Origin of the sequence: Cupriavidus nantongensis (assembly GCF_001598055.1) — a bacterium.
In the GTDB taxonomy this organism is placed as follows: domain Bacteria; phylum Pseudomonadota; class Gammaproteobacteria; order Burkholderiales; family Burkholderiaceae; genus Cupriavidus; species Cupriavidus nantongensis.
In genome coordinates, this window is the sequence record NZ_CP014844.1 from 208,179 (window position 1) to 233,093 (window position 24,915).

Annotated in this window: 20 protein-coding genes; 12 read left to right on the forward strand and 8 right to left on the reverse strand. The window is 67.9% G+C overall.

Going from position 1 to position 24,915, the window contains the following annotated elements:
* Positions 1 to 149: 149 nt before the first annotated feature.
* Positions 150 to 656 (reverse strand): peptide deformylase, encoded by a 507-nt coding sequence (gene def, locus A2G96_RS00920; protein WP_018005004.1) that lies wholly within the window; start codon positions 654 to 656, stop codon positions 150 to 152.
* Between the two features lie 160 nt (positions 657 to 816).
* On the opposite strand from def, the gene A2G96_RS00925 reads away from it, so the two are divergent.
* The 4 genes from A2G96_RS00925 (at position 817) to A2G96_RS00940 (ending at position 6,549) form a co-directional block, all read left to right on the forward strand.
* On the forward strand, positions 817 to 2,007 hold the full coding sequence (locus A2G96_RS00925; protein ID WP_062795928.1) for a LysM peptidoglycan-binding domain-containing protein: 1,191 nt from the start codon (positions 817 to 819) through the stop codon (positions 2,005 to 2,007).
* Between the two features lie 7 nt (positions 2,008 to 2,014).
* Positions 2,015 to 3,217: a DNA-processing protein DprA gene (gene dprA / locus A2G96_RS00930; RefSeq protein WP_062795930.1), complete on the forward strand. Its 1,203-nt coding sequence runs from the start codon at positions 2,015 to 2,017 to the stop codon at positions 3,215 to 3,217.
* Between the two features lie 81 nt (positions 3,218 to 3,298).
* A complete protein-coding gene (locus A2G96_RS00935; protein ID WP_062795932.1) occupies positions 3,299 to 3,703 on the forward strand; it encodes a thioredoxin family protein in 405 nt (134 codons plus the stop codon).
* Between the two features lie 158 nt (positions 3,704 to 3,861).
* A complete protein-coding gene (locus A2G96_RS00940; protein WP_062795934.1) occupies positions 3,862 to 6,549 on the forward strand; it encodes a DNA topoisomerase III in 2,688 nt (895 codons plus the stop codon).
* A gap of 74 nt (positions 6,550 to 6,623) precedes the next feature.
* Here the strand turns inward: A2G96_RS00940 and A2G96_RS00945 are convergent, their stop codons facing one another.
* Positions 6,624 to 7,565 (reverse strand): LysR family transcriptional regulator, encoded by a 942-nt coding sequence (locus A2G96_RS00945; protein ID WP_062795937.1) that lies wholly within the window; start codon positions 7,563 to 7,565, stop codon positions 6,624 to 6,626.
* 201 nt (positions 7,566 to 7,766) lie between these two features.
* On the opposite strand from A2G96_RS00945, the gene A2G96_RS00950 reads away from it, so the two are divergent.
* Positions 7,767 to 8,057: a hypothetical protein gene (locus A2G96_RS00950; protein WP_062795939.1), complete on the forward strand. Its 291-nt coding sequence runs from the start codon at positions 7,767 to 7,769 to the stop codon at positions 8,055 to 8,057.
* 262 nt (positions 8,058 to 8,319) lie between these two features.
* Here the strand turns inward: A2G96_RS00950 and A2G96_RS00955 are convergent, their stop codons facing one another.
* The 3 genes from A2G96_RS00955 to A2G96_RS00965 form a co-directional block, all read right to left on the reverse strand.
* Entirely contained in the window at positions 8,320 to 8,778 is a 459-nt protein-coding gene (locus A2G96_RS00955) for a hypothetical protein (RefSeq protein WP_062795941.1), read from the reverse strand.
* Positions 8,779 to 9,004: 226 nt separating this feature from the next.
* A complete protein-coding gene (locus A2G96_RS00960; RefSeq protein WP_012354346.1) occupies positions 9,005 to 9,199 on the reverse strand; it encodes a YbdD/YjiX family protein in 195 nt (64 codons plus the stop codon).
* 22 nt (positions 9,200 to 9,221) lie between these two features.
* Positions 9,222 to 11,294, reverse strand: a complete 2,073-nt coding sequence (locus A2G96_RS00965) for a carbon starvation CstA family protein (protein ID WP_012354347.1) — start codon at positions 11,292 to 11,294, stop codon at positions 9,222 to 9,224.
* Between the two features lie 406 nt (positions 11,295 to 11,700).
* On the opposite strand from A2G96_RS00965, the gene A2G96_RS00970 reads away from it, so the two are divergent.
* Complete coding sequence (locus A2G96_RS00970) at positions 11,701 to 13,107, forward strand: cache domain-containing protein (RefSeq protein WP_062795943.1); 1,407 nt, start codon at positions 11,701 to 11,703, stop codon at positions 13,105 to 13,107.
* On the forward strand, positions 13,104 to 13,790 hold the full coding sequence (locus A2G96_RS00975) for a response regulator (RefSeq protein WP_062795945.1): 687 nt from the start codon (positions 13,104 to 13,106) through the stop codon (positions 13,788 to 13,790). The genes A2G96_RS00970 and A2G96_RS00975 overlap by 4 nt, the downstream gene beginning before the upstream one ends.
* 56 nt (positions 13,791 to 13,846) lie before the next feature.
* Here A2G96_RS00975 and A2G96_RS00980 read toward each other — a convergent pair whose 3' ends face one another.
* Positions 13,847 to 15,703, reverse strand: a complete 1,857-nt coding sequence (locus A2G96_RS00980) for a phosphoenolpyruvate carboxykinase (GTP) (protein ID WP_062795947.1) — start codon at positions 15,701 to 15,703, stop codon at positions 13,847 to 13,849.
* Positions 15,704 to 16,239: 536 nt separating this feature from the next.
* On the opposite strand from A2G96_RS00980, the gene A2G96_RS00985 reads away from it, so the two are divergent.
* The 5 genes from A2G96_RS00985 to A2G96_RS01005 all read left to right on the forward strand — a co-directional run bounded on the left by A2G96_RS00985 (position 16,240) and on the right by A2G96_RS01005 (position 24,109).
* The gene (locus A2G96_RS00985) at positions 16,240 to 17,265 is read left to right on the forward strand and encodes a D-2-hydroxyacid dehydrogenase family protein (RefSeq protein ID WP_062795949.1); all 1,026 of its coding nucleotides are present in this window, start codon (positions 16,240 to 16,242) and stop codon (positions 17,263 to 17,265) included.
* A gap of 170 nt (positions 17,266 to 17,435) precedes the next feature.
* Positions 17,436 to 18,608 carry an MFS transporter gene (locus A2G96_RS00990; RefSeq protein WP_062795951.1) on the forward strand — a complete coding sequence of 391 codons (1,173 nt, stop codon included), beginning with the start codon at positions 17,436 to 17,438 and terminating at the stop codon, positions 18,606 to 18,608.
* 151 nt (positions 18,609 to 18,759) lie between these two features.
* The gene (locus A2G96_RS00995) at positions 18,760 to 19,398 is read left to right on the forward strand and encodes an MOSC domain-containing protein (RefSeq protein ID WP_062795953.1); all 639 of its coding nucleotides are present in this window, start codon (positions 18,760 to 18,762) and stop codon (positions 19,396 to 19,398) included.
* 262 nt (positions 19,399 to 19,660) lie between these two features.
* A complete protein-coding gene (locus A2G96_RS01000) occupies positions 19,661 to 20,908 on the forward strand; it encodes an efflux RND transporter periplasmic adaptor subunit (RefSeq protein ID WP_062795955.1) in 1,248 nt (415 codons plus the stop codon).
* Positions 20,909 to 20,911: 3 nt separating this feature from the next.
* Positions 20,912 to 24,109 (forward strand): efflux RND transporter permease subunit, encoded by a 3,198-nt coding sequence (locus tag A2G96_RS01005; RefSeq protein WP_062795957.1) that lies wholly within the window; start codon positions 20,912 to 20,914, stop codon positions 24,107 to 24,109.
* 21 nt (positions 24,110 to 24,130) lie between these two features.
* Here A2G96_RS01005 and A2G96_RS01010 read toward each other — a convergent pair whose 3' ends face one another.
* Both A2G96_RS01010 and A2G96_RS01015 read right to left on the reverse strand, forming a co-directional pair.
* Positions 24,131 to 24,508, reverse strand: a complete 378-nt coding sequence (locus tag A2G96_RS01010; RefSeq protein WP_062795959.1) for a helix-turn-helix domain-containing protein — start codon at positions 24,506 to 24,508, stop codon at positions 24,131 to 24,133.
* Positions 24,505 to 24,762 carry a type II toxin-antitoxin system RelE family toxin gene (locus A2G96_RS01015; protein WP_062795961.1) on the reverse strand — a complete coding sequence of 86 codons (258 nt, stop codon included), beginning with the start codon at positions 24,760 to 24,762 and terminating at the stop codon, positions 24,505 to 24,507. The genes A2G96_RS01010 and A2G96_RS01015 overlap by 4 nt, the downstream gene beginning before the upstream one ends.
* Between the last annotated feature and the right edge of the window lie 153 nt (positions 24,763 to 24,915).

The following is a 24,915-nucleotide window of genomic DNA, read 5'->3' on the forward strand; positions in this document are numbered from 1 at the left end:
GTTTCCGTGGCCTGAAATGGCACCGGCCGCTATAGCGGCCGGTATCGTGGTTCTTCGGAAGTCATAAAGATAACAGACCCTGCGCCGCTGCCGCGCGCGGGTGGCCGGATTCCGGCGCGCTGTTACATCTTTATTGCCGCCGTTGCGGCTTACATGCGGGTGCGTTCGCGCTTCTGCAGCTTGCTCTTGATACGGTTGAGCTTGAGCGGCGACAGGTACTCGACGAAGACCTTGCCGCGCAGGTGATCGATCTCGTGCTGGATGCAGACCGCCAGCAGGTCGTCGGCATCGAGCTCGAAGCTCTCGCCCTTCTCGTTGAGCGCGCGCACGCGCACGCGGTCGGGGCGCTCGACCCGGTCATAGACCTCGGGCACCGACAGGCAGCCCTCTTCCCACACCTTGCGGTTGTCGCTGGCCCAGACGATCTCCGGGTTGATGAAGACCTGGAGCTGGTCGCGCGTTTCCGAGACGTCGATCACCACCACCTGCTCGTGCACGTTGACCTGGGTCGCGGCCAGGCCGATGCCGGGCGCTTCGTACATGGTTTCCGCCATGTCCTTGACCAGCTGGCGGATGCGGTCGTCCACCGCGGCCACGGGTTTGGCGACGGTGTGCAGGCGGGGATCGGGGTAGGTCAGGATGTCGAGTTTTGCCATGATGCTGGGGCGCAACGCCGGCCGCTGCCGGCAACCGGGCCGCGTTGCGGCGGCGGATGTTTACATGCAGAATCGGGGCGCAAGTACAAAAATTCAAGGCGCGCCGCAACAGGCACGCTCTCCCGGGTCAATCCGGCCGAACCACCGGCCGGTCAGGAAAATGCGCGATCTTACCAAAGAACACCAGGCGGCGTCGGGCCGCAGGCTGCACGCGTTCATCCCCAGATTTCTTGCTTATCCGTTACTGAGTGCCGCGGCGAGTGCCGCGGCCTTCACCGCCGCGTTGCCGGCACTGGCGGCCGACCTGACGGTCACGGCGGCCCAGCAGGCCGAAGCCGAGCGTACCTACCGGCACGGAATTCCCGTGGCCGACCTTGCCGCCAACGCGCCATCGCAATACACGGTGCGCGCCGGCGACACGCTGTGGGGCATCTCGGGCCGCTTCCTGCGCCAGCCGTGGCGCTGGCCCGAGCTGTGGGGCATGAACCGGCAGCAGATCCGCAATCCGCACCTGATCTATCCGGGCCAGATCCTGTATCTGATCCAGCGCGACGGGCGAGCCTGGCTGTCGACCACGCCGGGCGGCGGCGACACCGTGCGCCTGTCGCCGCAGATGCGCAGCGGCGCCGCCGACGGCGCCGCCATCCTGAGCATCCCGGCTGCCGATATCGAACCCTTCCTGATCCGTCCGCTGGTGGTCGACCAGGGCACGCTCGACACCTCGGCGCGCATCGTGGCGGTGTCGGAATCGCGCGTCATCCTGGGCCGCGACGACACCGGCTACGCACGCGGCATCCCCGCGGACGCGCCGCAGGGCAGCGACTGGCAGGCCTACCGCCCGCTTACCCCGGTGCGCGATCCGGTGACCCAGGCCGTGCTCGGCTACGAAGCCGAATATGAAGGCAATGTGCGGCTGGCGCGCGGCGCGCAGGGTCCGGACGCGGTCTCGACCCTGCAGGTCACGCTGGCCAGGCAGGAGATGGGCGTCGGCACGCTGCTGATGCCGCAGCCCGCGCGCGAAGCCTTGCGCTACGTGCCGCACGCGCCCGATGCGCAACTCGACGGCCGCGTCGCCAAGGTCTACGGCGGGGTCGAGTTCGGTGGCGCCAGGCAGGTGGTGGTGCTCAACCTCGGCAGCCAGGCGGGGGTAGAGCCGGGCCACGTGCTGGCCCTGTCGCGCACCGGCGAAACCGTGACCGACAAGACCGACAGCAACCGCGCCATCCGGCTGCCGGACGAGCGCTACGGGCTGGCCTTTGTCTTCCGCGTGTTTCCCGGCGTCTCGTATGCGCTGGTTACCGATGCCTCCAACGTGATCGCGGTCGGCGACCGCGCCACCTCGCCGCGCTGAGCCGTTCTTGGTGACATCCCCGGCGGCGCCTGTCTGCGCCCCATCCCCTTGCCATGCCGGCGCCGGCGCGCCAGCCGCCATCCGCGACGCCGATGACCTGCAGGCATGGCTGCAACTGGCCTGTGCCCCGGGCGTCGGCCCGGTTGCGGTGCGCCTGCTGCTGGCGGCGTTCGGGCTGCCGCGACAGGTGTTGGCGCAGAGTGTGACGGCGCTGTCCGCCGTGGTTCCGGCCAGGCTGGCGCGCGCGGTGCTGGCCGCGCCGGGGGCCGGACTGCCGGCGCTGGTCGAACGCACGCTGGCGTGGCTCGGCGCGCCCGGCAACCACCTGCTGACGCTGGCCGACGACGCCTACCCGCGCCGCCTGTTCGACCTGCACGATCCGCCGCCGCTGCTATATATCAAAGGCGATCCCGCGCTGCTGGCACGCCCGGCAGTCGCCATCGTCGGCGCGCGCAATGCCACCGCGCAGGGCAAGCGCGATGCGCAGGCGTTCGGACGCGAATTGTCCGACGCGGGCCTGACGGTGATCTCCGGCCTGGCGCTGGGGATCGACGCCGCCGCCCATGCCGGCGGCCTGCTTGGCTGCGGCGGCACCGTCGCGGTCACGGGTACGGGGGCCGACCGGATCTATCCCCCTGACAATGCGGCCCTGGCCCATGAGGTTGCCGAGCGCGGCGCCGTGGTCACCGAGTTCCCGCTCGGCATGCAGGGCTTGCCGGCCAACTTCCCGCGCCGCAACCGCATCATCGCGGCACTGGCGCACGGCGTGCTGGTGGTGGAGGCCGCGGCGCGATCGGGTTCGCTGATCACCGCCCGACTGGCCGCGGAGCTCGGGCGCGAGGTGTTCGCGGTGCCGGGATCGATCCACGCGCCGCTGTCGCAGGGTTGCCACCTGCTGATCCGCCAGGGCGCCAAGCTGGTGGAGCGCACCGAAGACGTGCTGGAGGAAATCAACCTGGGACCGATCGCACCGGTGCTCGGCCAGCCGCCGGCACAGGCCGTGGCTTCACCTCCGGCTTCGGACCAGTCTGAATTTGCCGATGCCGCCGACCCCCTGCTGGCCGCCCTCGGCTACGATCCGGTTACGCTGGATGCGCTGTGCGAGCGCAGCGGCCAGCCTCCCGAAGCCGCCGTGGCGCGCCTGCTGGAACTGGAACTGACCGGGCATGCCGAGCGTCTACCGGGAAACCTGTTCCGGCGCCTTGCGTGATGGCCGCGCGGGGGCGTCAACGCAATACCGATACAATCGCCGGCTGTCCGTGTGTCGCGGGCAACTCATGTTTCCGATGCCATGACCGTTTACTTTCCTGAACGTGACGCCGGCGCCATTGCCGACTGCCTGGCGGCGCGGCCGCAGGGCCGTCTGGTGGCCTGCCTGTGCGCGCAGTGGTGCGGCACGTGCCGGGACTACCTGGTGGCGCTGACCGCGCTGGCCGAGCGCCACCCGGATGATTGCTTTGTCTGGATCGATATCGAGACCCATGCCGATGCGTTGGGCGATATCGATATCGAGAATTTCCCGACCGTGCTGGTGCAGCCGGCCGCGGGGGGGACGCCGCAGTTCTATGGCTCCCTGCTGCCGCATATCGAGGTGCTCGAGCGCATGCTCACGCGCGGCGCGGCCATGCCAGCGCCCGCGGAAGACGTGCCCGAGGTGCTGGACTGGCTGCTTGGCGGGGGGCGCGGCGGCACCTAGGCGGCGCGCGCGACGGCAACCGGGCCGCCATGAGGCTGGCTTGCACCGCCGTCGAAAGCGCGCTTATTATTGGCGCCTCATAGCCCCCCGGCGTTCTGATTACTACGTTTGCAGTGCAATTAGCGGGTTGCCGGATGCAGCCCGCAAGGACCCTTCCCATGTCAAAAGCCCTCATCATCGCGGAAAAGCCGTCGGTCGCGGCGGATATCGCCCGTGCCCTCGGGGGGTTTACCAAGCACGACGAGTATTTCGAGAGCGATGACTACGTGCTGTCCTCCGCCGTCGGCCACCTGGTCGAGATCGCCGCGCCGGACGAATACGAAGTCAAGCGCGGCAAGTGGAGCTTCGCCAACCTGCCGGTGATCCCGCCGCACTTCGACCTGCGCCCGATCGCCAAGACCGAGTCGCGCCTGAAGGTGCTGAACCGGCTGATCAAGCGCAAGGACGTGACCGCGCTGATCAACGCCTGCGACGCGGGGCGCGAAGGGGAACTGATCTTTCGCCTGATCGCGCAGCAGGCCAAGGCAAAGCAGCCGGTGCGCCGGCTGTGGCTGCAATCGATGACGCCGCAGGCGATCCGCGACGGCTTTGCCGCGCTGCGCGAAGACGAAGACATGCTGCCGCTGGCCGATGCCGCGCGCTGCCGCTCCGAGGCCGACTGGCTGGTCGGCATCAACGGCACGCGCGCCATGACCGCGTTCAACAGCAAGGGCGGCGGCTTCTTCCTGACCACCGTGGGCCGGGTGCAGACGCCGACGCTGTCGATCGTGGTCGAGCGCGAAGAGAAGATCAAGCACTTCGTGCCGCGCGACTACTGGGAAGTGCGCGCCGAGTTCATCGCCGCCGCCGGCCTGTACGAGGGCCGCTGGTTCGATCCCAAGTTCAAGAAGAACGAGTTCGACCCCGAGGCGCGCGATTCGCGGCTGTGGAGCGAGGCCGAGGCCAAGAGCATCGTCGCCGCGTGCCGCGACAAGCCCGGCACCGTCACCGAGGAATCCAAGCCGTCGACGCAGCAGTCGCCGGCGCTGTTCGACCTGACCACGCTGCAGCGCGAGGCCAACTCGCGCTTCGGCTTCTCGGCCAAGAACACGCTCGGCCTGGCGCAGGCGCTGTATGAAAAGCACAAGGTCCTGACCTATCCGCGTACCGACGCGCGCGCGCTGCCCGAGGACTACATGGACACGGTCAAGCAGACCATGGACATGCTCGCCGACAGCTCGCCCAACTACCTGCCGCACGCCAAGAAGATCCTGGCGCAGGGCTGGGTCAAGCCGAACAAGCGGATCTTCGACAACAGCAAGATCAGCGACCACTTCGCCATCATCCCGACGCTGCAGGCGCCCAAGAACCTGTCGGAGCCGGAGCAGAAGCTGTACGACCTGGTGGTGCGCCGCTTCCTGGCGGTGTTCTTCCCGGCGGCCGAGTTCCAGGTCACCACGCGCATCACGGAAGTTGCCGGCCACCACTTCAAGACCGAAGGCAAGGTGCTGGTCAACCCGGGCTGGCTGGTGATCTACGGCCGGGAAGCGCAGGGCAAGGATGGGAAGGAGGATGCCGCCAACCTGGTGCCGGTGGCCAAGGATGAAAAGGTCAAGACCGACAAGGTCGAGGGCGTCGGCCTGACCACCAAGCCGCCCGCGCGCTACAACGAAGCCACGCTGCTGTCGGCGATGGAAGGCGCCGGCAAGCTGGTCGACGACGACGCGCTGCGCGAAGCCATGGCCGGCAAGGGCCTGGGCACGCCGGCGACGCGCGCGGCGATCATCGAAGGGCTGCTGACCGAGAAATACCTGGTGCGCGAAGGCCGCGAGCTGATCCCCACCGCCAAGGCGTTCCAGCTGATGACGCTGCTGCGCGGCCTGGGCGTGCAGGAGCTGACGCAGGCGGAACTGACCGGCGAGTGGGAGCACAAGCTGTCGCAGATCGAGCGCGGCCGCCTCAAGCGCGACGAATTCATGCGCGAGATCGCGCAGATGACGCAGCAGATCGTCAAGCGCGCCAAGGAATACGACAGCGACACCATCCCCGGCGACTACGCCACGCTGGACACGCCGTGCCCGCAGTGCGGCGGCCAGGTCAAGGAGAACTACCGCCGCTTTGCCTGCACCGCGTGCGAATTCTCGATCAGCAAGATTCCGGGTGGCCGCCAGTTCGAGATCGAGGAAGTCGAAGAGCTGCTGCTGAAGAAGGAGATCGGTCCGCTGCAGGGCTTCCGCAGCAAGATGGGCCGCCCGTTCGCCGCCATCCTCAAGCTGGGCAAGGACGACGAAGGCCATTACAAGATGGAGTTCGACTTCGGCCAGAATGACGACGACAACGACGGCGAGCCGGTCGACTTCAGCGGCCAGCAGCCGGTGGGCACCTGCCCGAAGTGCGGCGGCTCGGTGTTCGAGCACGGCATGAAGTACGTCTGCGAGAACAGCACCACCAGCCCCAAGAGCTGCGACTTCACCACCGGCAAGATCATCCTGCAGCAGGAAATCAGCCGCGAGCAGATCGGCAAGCTGCTCAACGAAGGCAAGACCGACCTGCTGACCGGCTTCAAGTCGTCGCGCACCGGCCGCAACTTCAAGGCCTTCCTGGTCAAGCAGCCGGACGGCAAGATCGGCTTCGAGTTCGAGGTGCGCGAGCCCAAGGCCGGCGCCAAGACGGCGGCCAAGGCCCCGGCCAAGGCGGCATCGCGCGGCGCGGCGGAAGCCGAAGCGGCGCCGGCAACCAAGACTGCCACCAAGACCGCGACCAAGACCGCTGCCACCAAGGCGCCGGCGAAGAAGGTCGCAGCCAAGAAGGCACCCGCCAAGACCGCCGCGGCAAAGAAGACGCGCGCGGCAGCGGCCGGCGAGTAAGCGCGGCCGCCTATGCAAAACGCCCGGCGTTGCCGGGCGTTTTGCTTTGCGCGGGAGGCAGCCCGTACGCTGGTTCAGGTGCGCAAGGCGTGGGCGCCAACGGTCACGGCCGGCTGCTCGTCCTTGCCGCGCACCTGCCCCTCTTCCAGCAGGAAATCGATAAAGGCGCGCACCTTGGTGGGCAGGAACTTGCGGCTCGGATAGACCACGCTGACATCGCGCCGCGGCAACTGGTACTGCGGCAGCACGCGCACCAGCCGGCCCGCTTCGATATTGGGCCGCGCCAGGTAGGAAGACAGCATGGCCACGCCCATGTCGGCCAGCGCGGCCTGGTGCGCCAGCTCGGCGTTGCTGCACAGCAGCCCCGGACGGATCGGCACGGTGACCTCGCCTTCCGGCCCGAGCAGCGTCCACTCGTGCTCGGCGCTGGGCAGGCGCATGGCGATGCAGCGATGGTGGCTGAGCTCATGGGCATGGCGGATCGGCGCATGAGCGGCGACATAGCCGGGCGAGGCGCACAGGATCACCTCGGCCGACAGCAGCGGCCGTGCCACCAGGTGCGAGCCCAGCCCCAGGTCGGACAGCATCACCGCGACATCGCGCCCTTCCTCGACGATATCGACATTGCGGTCCGACAGGATCACGTCGAACACCACGTCCGGATAAAGCTGCTGGAAGCGCGACAGCAGCTCGGGCAGCAGGTGCAGGCCGAACATCACCGGCGTCACCAGCCGCAGCGTGCCGGACAGCGACTGGCTGCGCGCCGTGACCACGCTTTCGGCTTCTTCAACGTCTTCGAGGATCTGCTGGCAGCGCTGCAGGTAGGTCTCGCCGGCATCGGTCAGCGACAGGCTGCGCGTGGTCCGGTTGAGCAGGCGCGTGCCGAGGTGGCTTTCCAGGTCGGCCACATAGCGCGTGACCACCGCGTTGGACATTTCCAGCTGCTGCGCTGCACGCGCGAAGCTGCCGAGCTCCACCACTTTGGAAAACACACGCATCGACTGCAAGCGATCCATGACATAGTCTCCCGTTTCTTTGCTGAATTCTTACGCAATCAGCTTATTTTATTGTCCGAATCAAAATTAATCATTGTGGATCCTGATATTTATTGATATCAGGGAAATGCCTAATATCTAGCCATCGGATGCCGCAATGCAACATGCCCTTCTCCTGAAGGTGCCGGATCAGGCATCCGCGCTACAAGAAAGGCCTGAATCATGAAAACCAACCGTTACGCCCTGATCGCTGTCGCCACCGTCGCCGCCGCCCTCTGCGCCGCGCCGGCCTTTGCCAAGAACGGCAAGTTCGACGTCTTCACCGACGGCGCCAGGGTGGCCAGCTTCGACGTCTATGCCGACGGCGCCCGGGCCGGCAAGTTCGACCCGTACACGGACGGTGCCAAGGGCGGCAAGTTCGACACCTTCACCGACGGCGCCCGCACCGGCAAGTTCGACACCTTCTCGGAAGGCGCGAAGTACGACACCACCACCGATCGCGCGCCGCTCTGAGCCCCGGCACGGTCCACCGCTTGAACCTGGTCTCCACAGGTCTTTAGGAGAGCGCCCCGCGCCTCTCCCGCTTTATTGGAGAAGAAGTCCGCACCGGGTCACGGTGCGGGCTTCTTTGTTTCTGGCGCCGGCAGATCCGGCCCGGACCGTGGTCGATTATGCCAGACGCCGCAACGCAACAAGGTCTGGTGGATACCCGGGCGATGCGGCGCCCAAAAGAAAAACGGGCCATGACGGCCCGTTTTGCTGACCCCGCTGCGACTTAATCGTCGTAGTGGTGGCGATGATGGTGCTTGTGCTTCTTGCGCTTGTAATGGCTCTTGTTGTAGTAGCGGCGATCGTCGTCGTACGAGTTGTTGCGCGAGATATTGCCGCCCAGCGCCGCGCCAGCGCCGCCGCCCAGGCCGGCGCCGATCAGGCCGCCGGTGCGACCGCCCATGGCGTTGCCGGCCGCGGTGCCGGCACCACCGCCCAGCGCGCCGCCGATGATGGCGCCGGTGCGCTCGCGGCGGTTGGACGTGACCGCGCCACCGGCGCCGCCGCCCACCGCGCCGCCGATCACGGCGCCGGTGCTGCCGCCCAGCGCGCCGCCGACCGCGGCACCGGCGACCCCGCCGAGCGCGCCGCCGAGGGCATTGTTCATGTCGCCCGCGACGGCCGGCAGCGCGCAGGCCGCAAGGGCAAGGGCAACGGTCAGGTTGCGGATGGGATGGCGAGTCATATGTTTTTTCCTCGAATTGCCATGATGTGTCGCAAGTGTAGATAAGGTGCCGCAGCCTTGCTGTAACCACCTGTAAAGCCCTGTAACCCCCTGCAGAAACGGTATCGGGCCATTACAAAGACGCGGTGAAAATACAACACTTAATAAAAAGACAGGCGATCATGTGATCGCCTGTCTGCATTGTCTGCCGCCGCATCAGGGTTTGGCAGCGATGATCAGCATGCCGTCAGCAGCACTTGCCCTGCCCGCCGCCGTAGCGCGCTTCCTGGCGCTCGCGGAAAAACTCCTCGTAGCTCATCGGCGCGCGGTCGGGGTGCGTGCTTTCCATATGCGCCACATAGGTCTGGTAGTCGGGCAGCCCGACCATCAGCCGCAGCGACTGCCCGAGGTACCGGCCCATGGTGCCAAGTTGTTCCAGCATGGCGGCTCCTTGTCGGTGCGGATCAGGACTGGGCCGAAGCGGCGCCCGGCAGCGGCTCGAACGGCGTTTCCTTGTCGGTCGGCCGGTTCACCGCGCGCGCCTGCATCGCGGTCTTGAAGCCGTAGCAGACGATCGACAGCACCACCACCATGAACAGCGCGCACAGCCCCGCGTCGAGGTAGTCGTTGAAGACGATGCGGTGCATCTGCTCCATCGACTTGGCCGGCGCCAGCACCTTGCCTTCGGCGATGGCGGCGCTGAACTTGGACGCGTGGGTCAGGAAGCTGACCTTCGGGTCGGCGTGGAACAGCTTCTGCCAGCCGGCGGTCAGCGTGCAGATCAGCAGCCAGACGGTCGGCACCAGCGTAACCCAGGCGTACTGGCCGCGCTTCATCTTGACCAGCACGCAGGTGCCCAGCACCAGCGCCACCGCGGCCAGCATCTGGTTGGAGATGCCGAACAGCGGCCACAGCGTGTTGATGCCGCCGAGCGGATCGACCACGCCCTGGTACAGGAAGTAGCCCCAGGCCGCCACCGTCAGCGCGGTCGCGATCAGGTTGGCCGGCAGCGAGTCGGTGCGCTTCATCGACGGCACGAAGCTGCCCAGCAGGTCCTGCAGCATGAAGCGGCCGGCGCGGGTGCCCGCGTCGACGGCGGTCAGGATGAAGAGCGCCTCGAACAGGATGGCGAAGTGGTACCAGAACGCCATCATGGCCTGGCCGCCGACCACCTGGTGCAGGATGTGGGCGATGCCCACGGCCAGCGTCGGGGCGCCGCCGGCGCGCGAGATGATGGTGTTCTCGCCGACGTCCTTGGCGGTCTGCACCAGCACGTCGGGCGTGATCACGAAGCCCCAGGTCGACACCGCCTGCGCCACCGCCTCGGGCGTGGTGCCGATCACCGCGGCCGGGCTGTTCATGGCGAAGTAGACGCCGGGCTCGATCACCGCCGCGGCCACCAGCGCCATGATCGCGACGAAGGACTCGGCCAGCATCGCGCCGTAGCCGATGAAGCGAGCGTGGGTTTCGTTTTCCAGCAGCTTGGGCGTGGTGCCCGACGAGATCAGCGCGTGGAAGCCCGACACCGCGCCGCAGGCGATGGTGATGAACAGGAACGGGAACAGGTTGCCCGACCACACCGGTCCGCCGCCCGCGGCGAACTGCGTAAAGGCCGGCATCTTCAGCTCCGGCGCGACGATCAGGATGCCGACGGCCAGCGCGATGATGGTGCCGATCTTCAGGAAGGTCGACAGGTAGTCGCGCGGGGCCAGCAGCAGCCACACCGGCAGCACCGCGGCGACAAAGCCGTAGATGATCAGCATCCAGGTCAGCGCCTTGCCGTCGTAGGTGAACAGCGGCGCCAGGGTCGCGCTTTCATGCACGTACTGGCCGCCGATGATGGCCAGCATCAGCAGCACGAAGCCGATCACCGAGACCTCGCCGATGCGGCCCGGGCGGATGTAGCGGGTGTAGATACCCATGAAGATGGCGATGGGGATGGTCACCGCCACGGTGAAGGTGCCCCAGGGCGAGTCCGCCAGCGCCTTCACCACGATCAGCGCCAGCACCGCCAGGATGATGATCATGATCATGAAGCAGCCGAACAGCGCGATCATGCCGGGCACCGTGCCCATCTCGGACTTGACCAGGTCGCCCAGCGAGCGGCCGTCGCGGCGCGTCGAGATGAACAGCACCATGAAGTCCTGCACCGCGCCGGCGAACACCACCCCGGCCAGCAGCCACAGCATGCCGGGCATATAGCCCATCTGCGCGGCCAGCACCGGGCCCACCAGCGGGCCGGCGCCGGCAATCGCGGCGAAGTGGTGGCCGAACAGCACCGCTTTGTTGGTCGGCACGTAGTCCAGGCCATCGTTATGGCGCCACGCGGGCGTCATGCGCTTGGGATCGAGCTGCATCACCTTGTCGGCGATAAAGCGGCTGTAGTACCGATAGGCGATCAGGTAGATGCAGAGCGCGGCAACCACGATCCACAGCGCGCTGACGGCTTCGCCGCGCGCGAGCGCGACGGTGCCGAAGGCAAACGCGCCAAGGATGGCGACGGCCAGCCACACCAGGTGTTCTCCGATGCGATTCATAGTGAAGGGTCTCCTCAGACCGGGATTTGGAAAGCCTGCGGCGGCGAAGGACTGGCAACTGGCAACGGGCGGGTCGGCGGCGGGCGCGCCTGGGGCGGGCAGCGAGGGCAATCCGGCGGTGAGGGGTCTCCTGGGCTGCTGGAATGAATTGCTGCGCGCCCGGTTCGTGTCGTTTCCGGATCTCGTCTTGCAGGCAGGCGATGCACCAACCGGGTAGGCGCTGCACCAACTGCGTGGACCCGCGCCGCATGTTGGGGCGGCTTGCGCGTCCGGCGTGTAGTATTGACAGCCGCCAAACCCGGCACAAGCGCGTAACTACGCAGCACTTCTGCGTAGTACTACGCAAGTCGACGGTGGCATGCCGCCTGCGCGGCATCGGTGTTTACCCCCGCTCCCCCGGTCTTGTATGAAACTCCGCCAGAAAATCCTGTTGCTTGCCGTGGCGCCGCTCGCGGTGGCGATGCTCGGCATCGCGCTGGCGGTGCGCTTCCAGGCCACCCAGCTGGCGCAGCACGAACGCGCGCTGGTCGAGGCCGCCTACCTGCAGAGCAAGGAGACCGAGCTGCGCCACTACGTGGAACTGGCGCAGAGCGCGATCGCGCCGCTGGTGCGCTCCGGCCGCAACGACGCCGCCACGCGCCAGGCGGCGATGGATGCACTGGCGCGGCTCGACTACGGCCCCGACGGCTACTTCTTCCTGTACGACCTGCAGGGCCGCAACCTGATGCATCCGCGCCAGCCGGAGCTGGTCGGCCAGGATCTGTGGACACTGCGCGACCCGCAGGGCGCGCCCACCATCCAGCAACTGATCGCCGCGGCCAGGGGCGGTGGCGGCGCGGTGCGCTACCAGTGGCGCAAGCCCTCGTCGCAGCAGCTGGCGCCCAAGCTCGGCTACGTGGTGGCAGTGCCCGAATGGGGCTGGATGCTCGGCACCGGGATCTACCTGGATGATGTCGAAAGCACGCTGCGCCAGCTCGACGCGCGCGCCGAGACCGATATCCGCGAGACCATGGCGTGGATCGGCGTGATCGCCGGCATCAGCATCCTGCTGGTGGCGGCCAGCGGCCTGGCGCTGAATATCAGCGAACACCGCGAGGCCGACGCCAAGCTGCGCCAGCTGGCGCAGCGCGTGGTGCAGTCGCAGGAAGAAGAGCGCGCGCGGCTGTCGCGCGAGCTGCACGACGGCATCAGCCAGCTGCTGGTCTCGGTCAAGCTGGTGCTGGAAACCGCCGCCAACCGGCTGCGCCTGGCCCCGGCCGAAGGCGCGGCGGTGGCGCCGGTGCTGGGCATGGCGCTGAACCGGCTCGACACCGTCTTCAATGAAGTGCGGCGGGTGGCGCGCAACCTGCGCCCGGCGCTGCTCGACGACCTGGGCCTGTTCGCCGCGCTCCAGCACCTGGCGCGCGAGATGCAGGGCGGCAGCGGCCTCGAGATCGTGGTGACGCAAAGCGGCACGCCGCGCGAACTGCCCGACGAGCAGGCCACGGCGCTGTTCCGCATCGCCCAGGAAGCGCTGACCAATGTCGAGCGCCACGGCGGCGCGCGGCGCGTTGCCGTGTCGCTCGCCTTCGATGCCGATGCCACGCGCCTGGCCGTGCGCGACGACGGCCACGGCTTCGACGTCGCGCGCATGCAGGCCGACCCGCAGCGCGGCATTGGCCTGCGCAACCTGCGCGAGCGCATCGCCGCGCTGTGCGGGCAGTTCGACATCGTTTCCGGCCCCGGTGGCACCCAGATCATCGCCGCGCTGCCGCTGGCCAGCCCCGCGGCCGCCGCGCGCGACACCATTACCGCAGGACCCTCGCAGTCATGATCCAGTTTCTTGCCGAAGATCGCGAAGACAATGAAGCGCCCGCGCGCGTGCTGCTTATCGACGACCACGCGCTGGTGCGCGACGGCATGCGCATGCACCTGGCGCTACAGCCCGGGCTGCGCGTGGTGGGCGAGGCCGACGACGGCGAAGCCGCGCTGGCGTGGCTGGACCGCGCCGGCGAGGCCGAGATGCCGGACCTGGTGATCACCGATATCGGCATGCGCGGCATGGGCGGCATTGCGCTGGCGGCGGCGCTGCACGACCGCTATCCCGAGCTGGCGGTGTTGATCGTGTCGATGCACGACAACCTGGAGTATGTGCGCCAGGCCGTGCGTGCCGGCGCGCGCGGCTATGTGCTCAAGGACGCCCCGGCCGACGAGCTGATCGCGGCGATCCGCTCGGTGCTGGCCGGGCGCGTGTTCTACAGCGCCCGCATCGCGCGCGGCATCGCCGAGCAAAGCCCCGCGGCCGGTCCGCTCGATGCGCTCACGCCGCGCGAGCGCGATATCCTGCGCGGCATCGGCCGCGGCCTGGCCAACAAGGAGATCGCGGCGCACCTGGGGGTGTCGGTGCGCACCGTCGAGACCCACCGGCTGAACCTGAAGCGCAAGCTGGGGATTGAGGGGCGCGCCGGGCTGGTGAAGTACGCGGTGGAGACCTTGGGGGACAGCGACGGCGGATAAAAAAACGCCCGCCTTGGGATAAGGCGGGCGTTTGACTGCTCAGGGCTTTGCGCCGCTTAGCCCTCCAGTCGCTTGCCCAACGCCGCGCGCGTCTGCGCCAGCGCCGGCGGCAGGTGGTGCTTCAGCTGCGTGAACAGTTCGTCATGCAGCGCCAGCTCCTTTTGCCAGGCATCGCGGTCGATCGAGGTGACCTGTTCGAACTGCGCCGGCGAGAACTCGACGCCGTTCCAGTTCAGGTCCTGGTACCGCGGCGAGGTGCCGAACACGTGCTCGGCGCCCTGCCCCTTGCCTTCCACGCGGTCGATCATCCACGACAGCACGCGCATGTTCTCGCCAAAGCCCGGCCACACGAAGTTGCCGTCGGCATCCTTGCGGAACCAGTTGACGCAGTAGATCTTCGGCAGCTTCGCGCCCGCGGCCTCGAGCTTGTTGCCCAGTGCGAGCCAGTGGCCGAAGTAGTCGCTCATGTTGTAGCCGCAGAACGGCAGCATCGCGAACGGGTCGCGGCGCACCACGCCTTGCTGGCCGGCTGCCGCGGCGGTGGTTTCCGAGCCCATGGTGGCGGCCATGTAGACGCCTTCGGTCCAGTTGCGCGCCTCGGTTACCAGCGGCACCGTGGTCGAGCGGCGGCCGCCGAAGATGAACGCATCGATGGGTACGCCGGCCGGGTTGTCCCAGTTGTCGTCGATCGACGGGCATTGCGACGCGGGCGCGGTGAAGCGTGCGTTCGGGTGCGCGGCCTTGGCGCCGGTGGCGCGGGCGATCTCCGGGGTCCAGTCCTTGCCCTGCCAGTCGATCAGGTGCGCGGGCGCTTCCTTGCTCATGCCTTCCCACCACACGTCGCCGTCGTCGGTCAGCGCCACGTTGGTGAAGATGACGTTTTCCTTCAGCGTCGCCATCGCGTTGTAGTTGGTCTTCTCGCTGGTGCCCGGCGCCACGCCGAAGTAGCCGGCTTCCGGGTTGATCGCGTACAGGCGGCCGTCCTGGCCCGGCTTGATCCACGCGATGTCGTCGCCGATGGTGGTGACCTTCCAGCCCTCGAAACCCTTGGGCGGGATCAGCATGGCGAAGTTGGTCTTGCCGCAGGCCGACGGGAAGGCGGCGGCGACATGGTATTTCTTGCCCTCGGGCGAGGTCACGCCGAGGATCAGCATATGTTCGGCGAGCCAGCCTTCGTCGCGGCCCATGGTCGACGCGATCCGCAGTGCAAAGCACTTCTTGCCCAGCAGCGCATTGCCGCCGTAGCCCGAGCCGAACGACCAGATCTCGCGCGTTTCCGGGAAATGGACGATGTACTTGGTCGGGTTGCACGGCCATGCCACGTCCTGCTCGCCGGCGGCGAGCGGCTTGCCCACGGTGTGCACGCACGGCACGAAGGCGCCGTCGCTGCCCAGCACCTCGTACACGGCCTTGCCCATGCGGGTCATGATGCGCATGTTGACCGCCACGTACGGCGAATCGGACAGCTCCACGCCGATATGGGCGATCGGCGAACCCAGCGGCCCCATCGAGAACGGCACCACATACAGGGTGCGGCCGCGCATGCAGCCGTCGAACAGGCCGGCCAGGGTCTGGCGCATTTCGGCCGGCGGGGTCCAGTTGTTGGTCGGGCCGGCATCTTCCTGCTTCTCGGAGCAGATGAAGGTACGGTCTTCGACGCGGGCCACGTCCGACGGGTCCGACAGGGCGAGGAAAGAGTTCTTGCGCTTGGCGGGGTTCAGCCGCTTCATGGTGCCGGCGGCGACCATCTGCTCGCACAGGCGGTCATATTCTTCCTGCGAGCCGTCGCACCAGTAGATATTGTCGGGCTTGGTCAGCGCGGCGATTTCCGCGACCCAGGCGATCAGCTTGGGGTGCTTGACCCAGGCCGGCGCATTGACGGCTGCCGTACCTTGCATCGTGGGGTGGTTCATACTGCAAACTCCAGGTTTGTAAAGGGAAGGAAGGGAAGGAATCCTTGCAAAGCCTGGCCGGCGGTTGTCATGCGTGCCGGGGGGCGGAACCGTCACTGCCGCCGTGTCCCTGCAGTGTCCCTGCAAGGGCCGCATTGGGAGCGTCACATCCCGTTACAACTCCGCGGCTGTCCGGTTTGCGCAAAAGGTCGCGGCGGTCACGGCGGCTGCGCTACAGTGGCGCTTCGCCCGCGCAGGGCGGCCCGCAGATGCCGGCCGGGCTTTGTCCGGGAGCAGCCGCGTGACGGGAGCAACGCTCGACCGACAATCCGCGGCGGCACCGGAGCGGGCAAGGATACCACTGGCGCACCCCCCTGTTTTTTGCTGCGCAACAATTGCCGGCGTCGGCCGGCGCGGTATTTGGCCGCGCGGCAGCAGGCTTGCGGCGCGCCGGTGCGGGTTCGCAAACGTTTCACAACAATACTGTTGGCCAGCGCACGCCTCGGTGTGCGCGCGCACCAACTGGCACAACGTCCCGAAGATAACCAGGGTTGCCGATGAAGATTGCCGTACTCGACGATTACCAGGATGCCGTGCGCAAGCTGCCTTGCTTCAGCCTGCTGGAGGGGCACGACGTCAAGGTGTTCAACAACACCGTCAAGGGCGTGGGCCAGCTGGCGGCGCGCCTGTCGGACGTGGAAGCCGTGGTGCTGATCCGCGAACGCACCCGCATCACGCGCCAATTGCTGGAAAAACTGCCCAAACTGAAGCTGATCAGCCAGACCGGCCGGGTCGGCGCCGGGCCCGGCAGCCATATCGACCTGGATGCCGCCACCGACCGCGGCGTGGCGGTGCTGGAAGGCGTCGGTTCGCCGGTGGCGCCAGCGGAGCTGACCTGGGCCCTGATCATGGCCGCCCAGCGCCGCATCCCGCAGTACGTGGCCAGCCTCAAGCATGGCGCGTGGCAGCAGTCGGGGCTGAAATCGACGACGATGCCGCCCAATTTCGGCCTGGGCCAGGTGCTGCGCGGCCAGACGCTGGGGATCTGGGGCTACGGCAAGATCGGCCGGCTGCTGGCCGGCTACGGCCGCGCCTTCGGCATGAAGGTACTGGTCTGGGGCCGCGAGGCGTCGCAGCAAGCCGCGCGCGCCGATGGCCTGGACGTGGCGGCATCCAAGGAGCAGCTGTTTGCCGACAGCGACGTGCTGTCGCTGCACCTGCGCCTGAACGACGACACCCGCGGCATCGTCAAGCAGGCCGACCTGACCGCGATGAAGCCGACCGCGCTGTTTGTCAACACCAGCCGCGCCGAGCTGCTCGAAGAAAACGCCCTGGTCACCGCGCTGAACCGCGGCCGCCCGGGCATGGCGGCGATCGACGTGTTCGAATCCGAGCCGATCCTGCAGGGCCACGCGCTGCTGCGCATGGAAAACTGCATCTGCACGCCGCACCTCGGCTATGTCGAACGCGACAGCTACGAGCTGTATTTCCGCACGGCGTTCCAGAACATCCTGGACGTGCTGGACGGCAAGCATGACTGCATCGTCAACCCGAAGGCGCTGGCGCCGGTGTTGACGCGCTGAGGGTTCAGTCGGCGCTTCGGGCTTCCGCTGGCGCCCCGCGCAGGCGCCAACGCGAATTTTCCGAACCCGCTACACTCGGGTCTTCCCCAGCCGCCGGCCGCAATGGCCTGGCGGCAGACCTGACAAAACCACAAGGCGCCCTTCGCGCCGATCCCTCTCCCAAGGCCGGCATGGACCCCAGGCTCGTGACGCTTTGCGTCGGCAATTTCGTTATCGGCACCGGTGCGATGATCGTGACCGGCATGTTGAACGACATTGCCGGCGACTTCGGGCTTGGCGCGGCCAGCGCCGGGCAGCTGATCTCGGTGTTCGCGCTGGCCACCTGCGTGGGGGCGCCGCTGTTCGCCACGCTGGGGTCGCGCATCGACCGCCGGCTGCTGCTGGCGGGCTCGCTGCTGGTCTATGGGGTGATGCACCTGGCCGCGGCGCTGGCGCCGAGCTTTGCGGCGCTGATGGCGATCCGCTTCCTGACCGCGATCGGGGCGGCCATCTATACCCCGCAGACCGCGGCGACGCTGCCGCTGCTGGTCGATGCGCAGACCCGCGGGCGCGCCATCAGCTTTGTGTTCCTGGGCTGGAGCATTGCCAGCGTGGTGGGCGTGCCGCTGGGGACGTGGATTTCCAGCACGCTGGGCTGGCGCGTCAGCATGGCGCTGGTGGGGGTGATGGCGCTGCTGGTGGCGGCGGCGGTGTGGCGCGCGCTGCCGCGCGGGCTGATGGTGCCGCCGGCCGGGCGCGAGGCCTGGGGCGCGGTGCTGCGCCACAAGCCGGTGATGCTGGTGGTGCTGACCACCATGATCTCGTCGGCGGGCATGTTCACGCTGTTTACCTATATTGCGCCGCTGATGCGCGACATTTATGGCATCAGCGGCGGCGCGCTCAGCCTGATGTTCCTCGCCTACGGTGCCTGCGGCGTGTTCGGCAACGCCATGGCGGCGTCGCGCATGGACCGGGTCACGCCCAGCCGGATCGTGCAGGTGACCTTGCTGACGTCGATCACAGCGATGGTGCTGTGGCCGCTGGCCGGGCTCGGCAGCGTAGCGCTGGTGGCGCTGTTCATGCTGTGGGGCGTGGGCGGCTTTGCCACCAACAGCGCCCAGCAGGCGCGGCTGGTGCTGCTGGCGCCGGAGCGGGCCTCGGTGTCGATCTCGCTGAATTCCTCTTCGATCTACCTCGGCCAGGCCGCCGGCGCCATGGCAGGCGCGGCGATCTACACCCTGGCGGGCCCCGACACGCTGCACTGGGGCGCGGCGGCGCTGATGCTGGCGGCACTGGCGGTGTCGCAGCGCGCGCGCCAGATGGGCTGCGGCTGGCAGCCTGCGCAAGCGGCCCGGCAGCTCTGATTTCTCTCTGAAACGCACGCCGCGCGCCCCGCCCGGCGCCTTGTGAGGAACCGCACAAAGCACTTGTCCACAGCGTTATCCGCCCCGTTATCCTCAGGGATATCCGCAGCTTATCCACATCCCTTTCCACAACCACGAAGCGGGGGCGCACGTGAGCGATTCGAGACCTTGGCCGGGCCTTGCACGCGTGCTGGCGGTCAGCCTGGGCAAGGCCATCCCGCTGGTGGTGGCGGGTGCGGGCACCGAGGCGGTGGTGCTGTCGGGCATCCGCAAGCATCCGGTCAGCACGCTGCTGCATCCGCTGCGGGTCCAGGTGCAGCAACTGGGCCTGGCCGGCGACGAGCAGGGCGACCTGACCGCGCACGGCGGCCTCGACAAGGCGGTCTACGCCTACCCCTCCGAGCACTACGCCTGGTGGAACGCCCGCCGCCGCGCCTGCGCCCAGCCTGACTCCGGGCCGCCGCTGCCCTACGGCGCGATGGGGGAAAACCTGACGCTGGAGGGTCTGCTGGAGTCCGCGCTATGGATCGGCGACCTGGTGCGGGTCGGCACCGCCCTGCTGCGCGTGGAGGCACCGCGCCAGCCCTGCTACAAGTTCAACGCCGCGCTGGGGTATCGCCACGCGGTGCGCGACATGGTGCAGAGCGGCTACTCCGGGGTCTACCTGAGCGTGGTGCTGAAGGGCGAAGTGCGCGCCGGCGATGCCGTGATTGTGCAGGCCGGACCACGGGAATTGTCGGTCGACAGCGTAAATCAGTGGCGCCGCGATGGCCGGCGGCAGCTTTTCTGATAATGTTTGTCTAACCATACAAGCGCCCCGCTACACACATCTCCGGCCTCCCCTGTGGCCCGGGCGGCGTTTGCCGGCGCCGGGCATTACCAGACCCTTGCACCCCTGTAACGGACTGTAATACGCGGCGCTGGCTCCGGCGGGCGAAGCGCGGTACTAGTAGAGTCTTTGCGCGACACGCACCGGCAGCAATCTGCGTACAACATGCCGGGCGGTACACGGGGAGTGGCGCTGAAGACGCGGGGCAGAGGGTCCACACAATATGAAATCTGACAGGATCGACCAGCCCAAGGGCTTCGTCGACAGCAACTGGAGGGCGGCCGCCGGGACCGGGCGCGGCCGCGTGTCGCCGTGGCTGGCGGTGGTGATCGTGCTGGCCATCGCTGGCCTCGGCTGGTTTGCGTGGCGCACGTGGCTGGCGCCCAAGCCGGCGCCCAAGCCGCCCGCGGCGGCGGTGGTGTCGACCGCGCCGGTGCAGCAGGGCGACGTGCCGCTGCAGGTCTCGGCCAACGGCAATGTCACGGCGCTGTCCACCGTGGAGGTTCGGCCGCAGGTGTCCAGCACCGTGCGCACCGTCCATATCAAGGAAGGCCAGACCGTCAAGCCCGGCGACCTGCTGTTCTCGCTCGATACCCGCATGGACGAGGCCAACCTGGCCAGGGCGCAGGCGCAGTTGCTGCGCGACCAGGCCGACCTGGCCGATGCCCGCCGCGCGCTGGCGCGCAGCCAGGAGCTGCTGCAGCGCAATTTCATCTCGAAGAGCGCGGTCGATACCGCGCAGGCCCGGGCCGACGGCCTGGCCGCCACCGTGCGCGCCGACCAGGCCGCGATCGAGGCCAGCCGCGTCGCGGTCAGCTACGGCGCCATCCGCGCCACCATCAGCGGCCGCACCGGCGTGATCAACGCCTTCCCGGGCTCGCTGGTGCTGCCCAACAGCACCCAGCCGATGGTCACCATTGCCCAGGTGCAGCCGATCGCCGTCACCTTCAGCCTGCCCGAACGCCAGCTCGCGGCGCTGCGCGAGGCGCTGCGCGCCGGCCCGGTGCAGGTCACCGCGCAGCCCAACGACGGCAACCCGGCGCCGGTGACCGGCCGCATCAGCTTCGTGGACAACACGGTCGATCCGCAGTACGGCACCATCCGCGTCAAGGCGCAGTTCGACAATGAAGAACAGCGGCTGTGGCCGGGCACCTATGCCACCGTCAGCGCCGTGGTGCAGACGCTGAAGAACGCGCTGTCGGTGCCGCCGCAGGCGGTGGTGACCGGGCCCGAGGGCCGCTTCGTCTATGTGGTGCAGCCCGACAGCAAGGTCGCGCGCGTGCCGGTGCGGGTGGTGACCACCACCGCCACCGCGGCCGTGGTCGAGGGCGTGCAGCCCGGCGCCCGCGTGGTGGTGGAAGGCACGCAGAACCTGCGCCCCGGCGCGCTGGTGCGCGAGGCCGCGGCGCGTGGCGCTTCGGGTGCCGCTTCGGGTGCCGCTGCCGCCCGCCCTGCCAGCGCGGGGCACTGAGCCATGACGCTCTCGGAACTCTGCATCCGCCGTCCGGTGATGACGGTGCTGCTGTGCCTGGCCGTCATCGTCACCGGCATCGTGCTGTATCCGACCATTCCGATTGCGGCGCTGCCCAGCTTCAATTCGCCGGTGATCCAGGTCACCGCGACGCTGCCCGGCGCCAGCCCCGAGACCATGGCCGCGTCGGTGGCTACGCAGCTGGAAAAGCAGTTCGCGACGATTCCGGGCGTGTCGGTGATCAGCTCGTCGAACACGCTCGGCAACTCCAGCATCACCATCGAGTTCAACAGCGACCGCGATATCGACGACGCGGCCGTCGACGTGCAGGCGGCGCTGTTCCGCGCGCAGCGCTCGCTGCCGATCGAGATGACGACGCCGCCGTCGTACCGCAAGGTCAACCCGGCCGACGCGCCGGTGCTGCTGCTGGCGATCAACTCGCCGGCGATGAGCCTGGCCGACCTGAACGCCTTCGGCGACAACCTGATCTCGCCGACGCTGGCAACGCTGCCGGGCGTGGCGCAGGTGCAGATCTTCGGCCAGAAGCGCTTTGCCGTGCGCGTGCGCGCCCACCCCGATGCGCTGGCCGCGCGCGGGCTGACGCTGGATGAACTCGCCACCGCGCTGAACCGCGCCAACGCCAACACGCCGGTGGGCACGCTCGACAGCGCGCGCCAGACCCTGACGATCCAGGCCAACCGGCAGCTGACCAGCGCCGACGCCTTCCGCAATATCATCGTCGCCAGCCAGCCCAACGGCGCGCTGGTGCGGCTGTCGGACGTGGCCGAGGTCGAGGACAGCGTCGAGACCATCAAGACCGGCAGCTGGCTCAACAACGAGCGCTCGATCGTGCTGGCGGTGCTGCGCCAGCCCGACGCCAACACCGTCGCCGTGGTCGACGCCATCCATGCCGCCCTGCCCCGCCTGATCCAGCAGATGCCGGGCTCGATCAACGTGTCGGTCGTCAACGACCGCTCGCGCTCGATCCGCGAATCGATCCACGACGTGCAGTTCACGCTGGCGCTGACGGTGGCGCTGGTGGTGATGGTGATCTTCCTGTTCCTGCGCCGCGCCGCGGCCACGCTGATCCCGACGGTGTCGCTGCCGATCTCGCTGATCGGCACGGTGGCGCTGATGAAGGCATTCGGCTACAGCCTGGACAACGTCTCGCTGCTGGCGATCACGCTGGCGGTGGGGCTGGTGGTCGACGATGCCATCGTCATGCTCGAGAACATCGTGCGCCATATCGAGGACGGCGTGGCGCCGCTGAAGGCCGCGCTGGTGGGCTCGCGCGAGATGGGCTTCACCATCCTGTCGATCTCGATCTCGCTGGTGGCGGTGTTCATCCCGATCTTCTTCATGCCGGGCGTGATCGGGCTGCTGTTCCACGAATTCGCCGCGGTGGTGTCGCTGTCGATCCTGGTGTCGGCGCTGGTGTCGCTGACGCTGATCCCGATGCTGTGCGCGCGCTTCCTGTCGGCCGAGAACGTGCCGGTGGACGAATCGCACCACGCCTATGGCGACCACCCGGTGGCGCAGCCCGCGGTGGCGCAGAAGCAGACCCTGGGCATGCGCTCGACGCAGTGGTTCGAGAACCTGTTCGAGTTCACGCTGCACCGTTATGCGCGCGGCCTGGACTGGTGCCTGGCGCACCGGCGCACGGTGCTGGTGGCGGCGGGTTTGACCTTCGTGCTGACCGCGGTGCTGTTCGTGGCCATTCCCAAGGGCTTCTTCCCTGAAGAGGACATCGGCCAGATCCGCGTCAATGCCGAAGGGCCGCAGGACATCTCGTTCGACGCCATGTCGGAACGCCTGCGCGATGCGGCCGAGCGCATGCGCGCCAACCCGGCGGTGAAGAGCATCGTGGTCGCCATCGGCGGCGGCCCGTCGCCGGCGATCAACACCGGGCGCATGTTCGTCGAACTGAAGCCGCGCGGCGAGCGCGACGCGATGCCCAAGGTGATCGAGTCATTGCGGCGCGATGTGTCCGGCGTGCCGGGCCTGGCGGTGTATTTCTCGCCGGTGCAGAACCTGCAGCTGGGCGGACGCCAGAGCAAGAGCCGCTACCAGTACACGCTGCAGAGCGTGAAGGCCGGGCAGCTGCAGGACTACTCCGACCAGCTGATGGCGAAGATGCGGGCCGACAGCCTGTTCCGCGACGTCACCAGCGACTCGCAGCAGTCCGGGCTGGAGGCGCACCTGACCATCGACCGCGACAAGGCCAATGCGCTGGGCGTGCAGATGCAGGACGTGCGCACCGCGCTGTACTCGGCCTTCGGCGAGCGGCAGGTGTCGACCATCTACACGCCGATCGACAACTACTACGTGATCCTGCAGGCGGCCGACGTCGACCGCACCGACGAAAGCGCGTTCTCCAAGCTCTATGTGCGCAGCAAGACCGGGCAGATGGTGCCAGTGTCGGCCTTCGCCACCACCGAGCGCCGGGTCGGGCCGATCGCCGTCAACCACCAGGGACAGCTGCCGTCGGTGACGGTGTCGTTCAACCTGGCCCCGGGCGCGGCGCTGGGCGATGCTTCCGCGCGCATCGACCGCTACAAGCAGGAGATCGCGATGCCGACCTCGATCTTCACCAGCTGGGGCGGCGATGCGGCGGTGTTCCAGTCGTCGCAGGCGACGCAGATCGTGCTGCTGGTGGCGGCGATCGCGGTGATCTACACGCTGCTGGGCGTGCTGTACGAAAGCTACATCCACCCGCTGACCATCCTGGCGGGCCTGCCGTCGGCGGCGGTGGGGGCGTTGCTGACGCTGTTTATCTTCAACGTCGAGCTGTCGCTGATCGCGGTGATCGGCGTGCTGATGCTGATCGGCATCGTCAAGAAGAACGCGATCATGATGATCGACTTCGCGCTGGCGGCGCAGCGCGAACAGGGCATGACCCCGGCCCGGGCGATCCGCCAGGCGTGCCTGCTGCGCTTCCGGCCGATCATGATGACTACCTTCGCCGCGGTGATGGGCGCGCTGCCGCTGGCGCTGGGCCTGGGCGCCGGCGCCGAGCTGCGCCAGCCGCTGGGCCTGGCGGTGGTGGGCGGCCTGCTGTTCTCGCAGGTGATCACGCTGTTCATCACGCCGGTGATCTACCTCGCGCTGGACCGGTTCTCCGGCACCGGGCCGCTGCAGATCGATGCGGACGGCAACAAGCTGCCGGAGAAGGTGACCGGGGAGACGGTGCAGCAGCACTGAGGGCGATGGCTGGGAAACCGGCTATGCGCCCGCTTCCACGAGGATGTCGCCGGGTACGTCCAAGGCTTGCGCCAGCCGGCGCAGCGCGGCCGCACTGCCGGCGCGCGCGCGGTTTTCGATCTGGCTGAGATACGGCTTGCTCAGGCCGGCGGCCTGGGCCAGCGCATCCTGCGTCAGCCGGCGATAGTTGCGCCACGCCTTGACCGGATGATCGCCGGCCAGTTCGGCGTCGAGCACGGCGGCCGGCACGCGGAAGCCGTCGTCCTGTTCCGTGGCGGCGTCAAACAAGGTGACGTCGTCGCTCGCTTCGATCAGATGCTTGACGCGATCCCAGACCTCGATGGGCACCACGGCAAACTCGCGACGGCCGTCGCGCTGGATGAATTGGATGTTGGTCATTGGTAGACACTTCCTCGCGGACAGATCGCCACCACAAGGATGACTAGCCGGCCGTCTTCAATCTGGTACAGCACGCGCCAATCGCCCACCCGCAGCCGATAGCCGGGCCGCCCCGCGAGCCTGGTCGCATTCGGATTGGGTGCGTAGGGATTGGTGGCAAGCGCGTCGATCTTTGCCCGGATCGTTGCCGCGACATTCCTCGGCATCGCCTTCAACGCTTGCGCCGCTTGCTTGGTGAATTCGATGGCATGCATGCATGGTAGTAGGTTGCTAACCTCCCTGCAAACAAAGTTTGCAAGCCTGAGGCGTGCTGACCCGTTCTGTGTCCAGCCGACAACATGCCGCCGATGTGGTAGAGCCACCACATCCTATGCGTGAAGCACTTTACCGAATTCGCTGTAAACGAT

Bases quoted from the DNA above. Each gene is read 5' to 3' on its own strand.
- def (WP_018005004.1), bottom strand. From the start codon at position 656: ATGGCAAAACTCGACATCCTGACCTACCCCGATCCCCGCCTGCACACC.
- A2G96_RS00925 (WP_062795928.1), top strand. From the start codon at position 817: ATGCGCGATCTTACCAAAGAACACCAGGCGGCGTCGGGCCGCAGGCTG.
- A2G96_RS00935 (WP_062795932.1), top strand. From the start codon at position 3,299: ATGACCGTTTACTTTCCTGAACGTGACGCCGGCGCCATTGCCGACTGC.
- A2G96_RS00940 (WP_062795934.1), top strand. From the start codon at position 3,862: ATGTCAAAAGCCCTCATCATCGCGGAAAAGCCGTCGGTCGCGGCGGAT.
- A2G96_RS00945 (WP_062795937.1), bottom strand. From the start codon at position 7,565: ATGGATCGCTTGCAGTCGATGCGTGTGTTTTCCAAAGTGGTGGAGCTC.
- A2G96_RS00950 (WP_062795939.1), top strand. From the start codon at position 7,767: ATGAAAACCAACCGTTACGCCCTGATCGCTGTCGCCACCGTCGCCGCC.
- A2G96_RS00955 (WP_062795941.1), bottom strand. From the start codon at position 8,778: ATGACTCGCCATCCCATCCGCAACCTGACCGTTGCCCTTGCCCTTGCG.
- A2G96_RS00960 (WP_012354346.1), bottom strand. From the start codon at position 9,199: ATGCTGGAACAACTTGGCACCATGGGCCGGTACCTCGGGCAGTCGCTG.
- A2G96_RS00965 (WP_012354347.1), bottom strand. From the start codon at position 11,294: ATGAATCGCATCGGAGAACACCTGGTGTGGCTGGCCGTCGCCATCCTT.
- A2G96_RS00970 (WP_062795943.1), top strand. From the start codon at position 11,701: ATGAAACTCCGCCAGAAAATCCTGTTGCTTGCCGTGGCGCCGCTCGCG.
- A2G96_RS00975 (WP_062795945.1), top strand. From the start codon at position 13,104: ATGATCCAGTTTCTTGCCGAAGATCGCGAAGACAATGAAGCGCCCGCG.
- A2G96_RS00980 (WP_062795947.1), bottom strand. From the start codon at position 15,703: ATGAACCACCCCACGATGCAAGGTACGGCAGCCGTCAATGCGCCGGCC.
- A2G96_RS00985 (WP_062795949.1), top strand. From the start codon at position 16,240: ATGAAGATTGCCGTACTCGACGATTACCAGGATGCCGTGCGCAAGCTG.
- A2G96_RS00990 (WP_062795951.1), top strand. From the start codon at position 17,436: ATGGACCCCAGGCTCGTGACGCTTTGCGTCGGCAATTTCGTTATCGGC.
- A2G96_RS01000 (WP_062795955.1), top strand. From the start codon at position 19,661: ATGAAATCTGACAGGATCGACCAGCCCAAGGGCTTCGTCGACAGCAAC.
- A2G96_RS01005 (WP_062795957.1), top strand. From the start codon at position 20,912: ATGACGCTCTCGGAACTCTGCATCCGCCGTCCGGTGATGACGGTGCTG.
- A2G96_RS01010 (WP_062795959.1), bottom strand. From the start codon at position 24,508: ATGACCAACATCCAATTCATCCAGCGCGACGGCCGTCGCGAGTTTGCC.
- A2G96_RS01015 (WP_062795961.1), bottom strand. From the start codon at position 24,762: ATGCATGCCATCGAATTCACCAAGCAAGCGGCGCAAGCGTTGAAGGCG.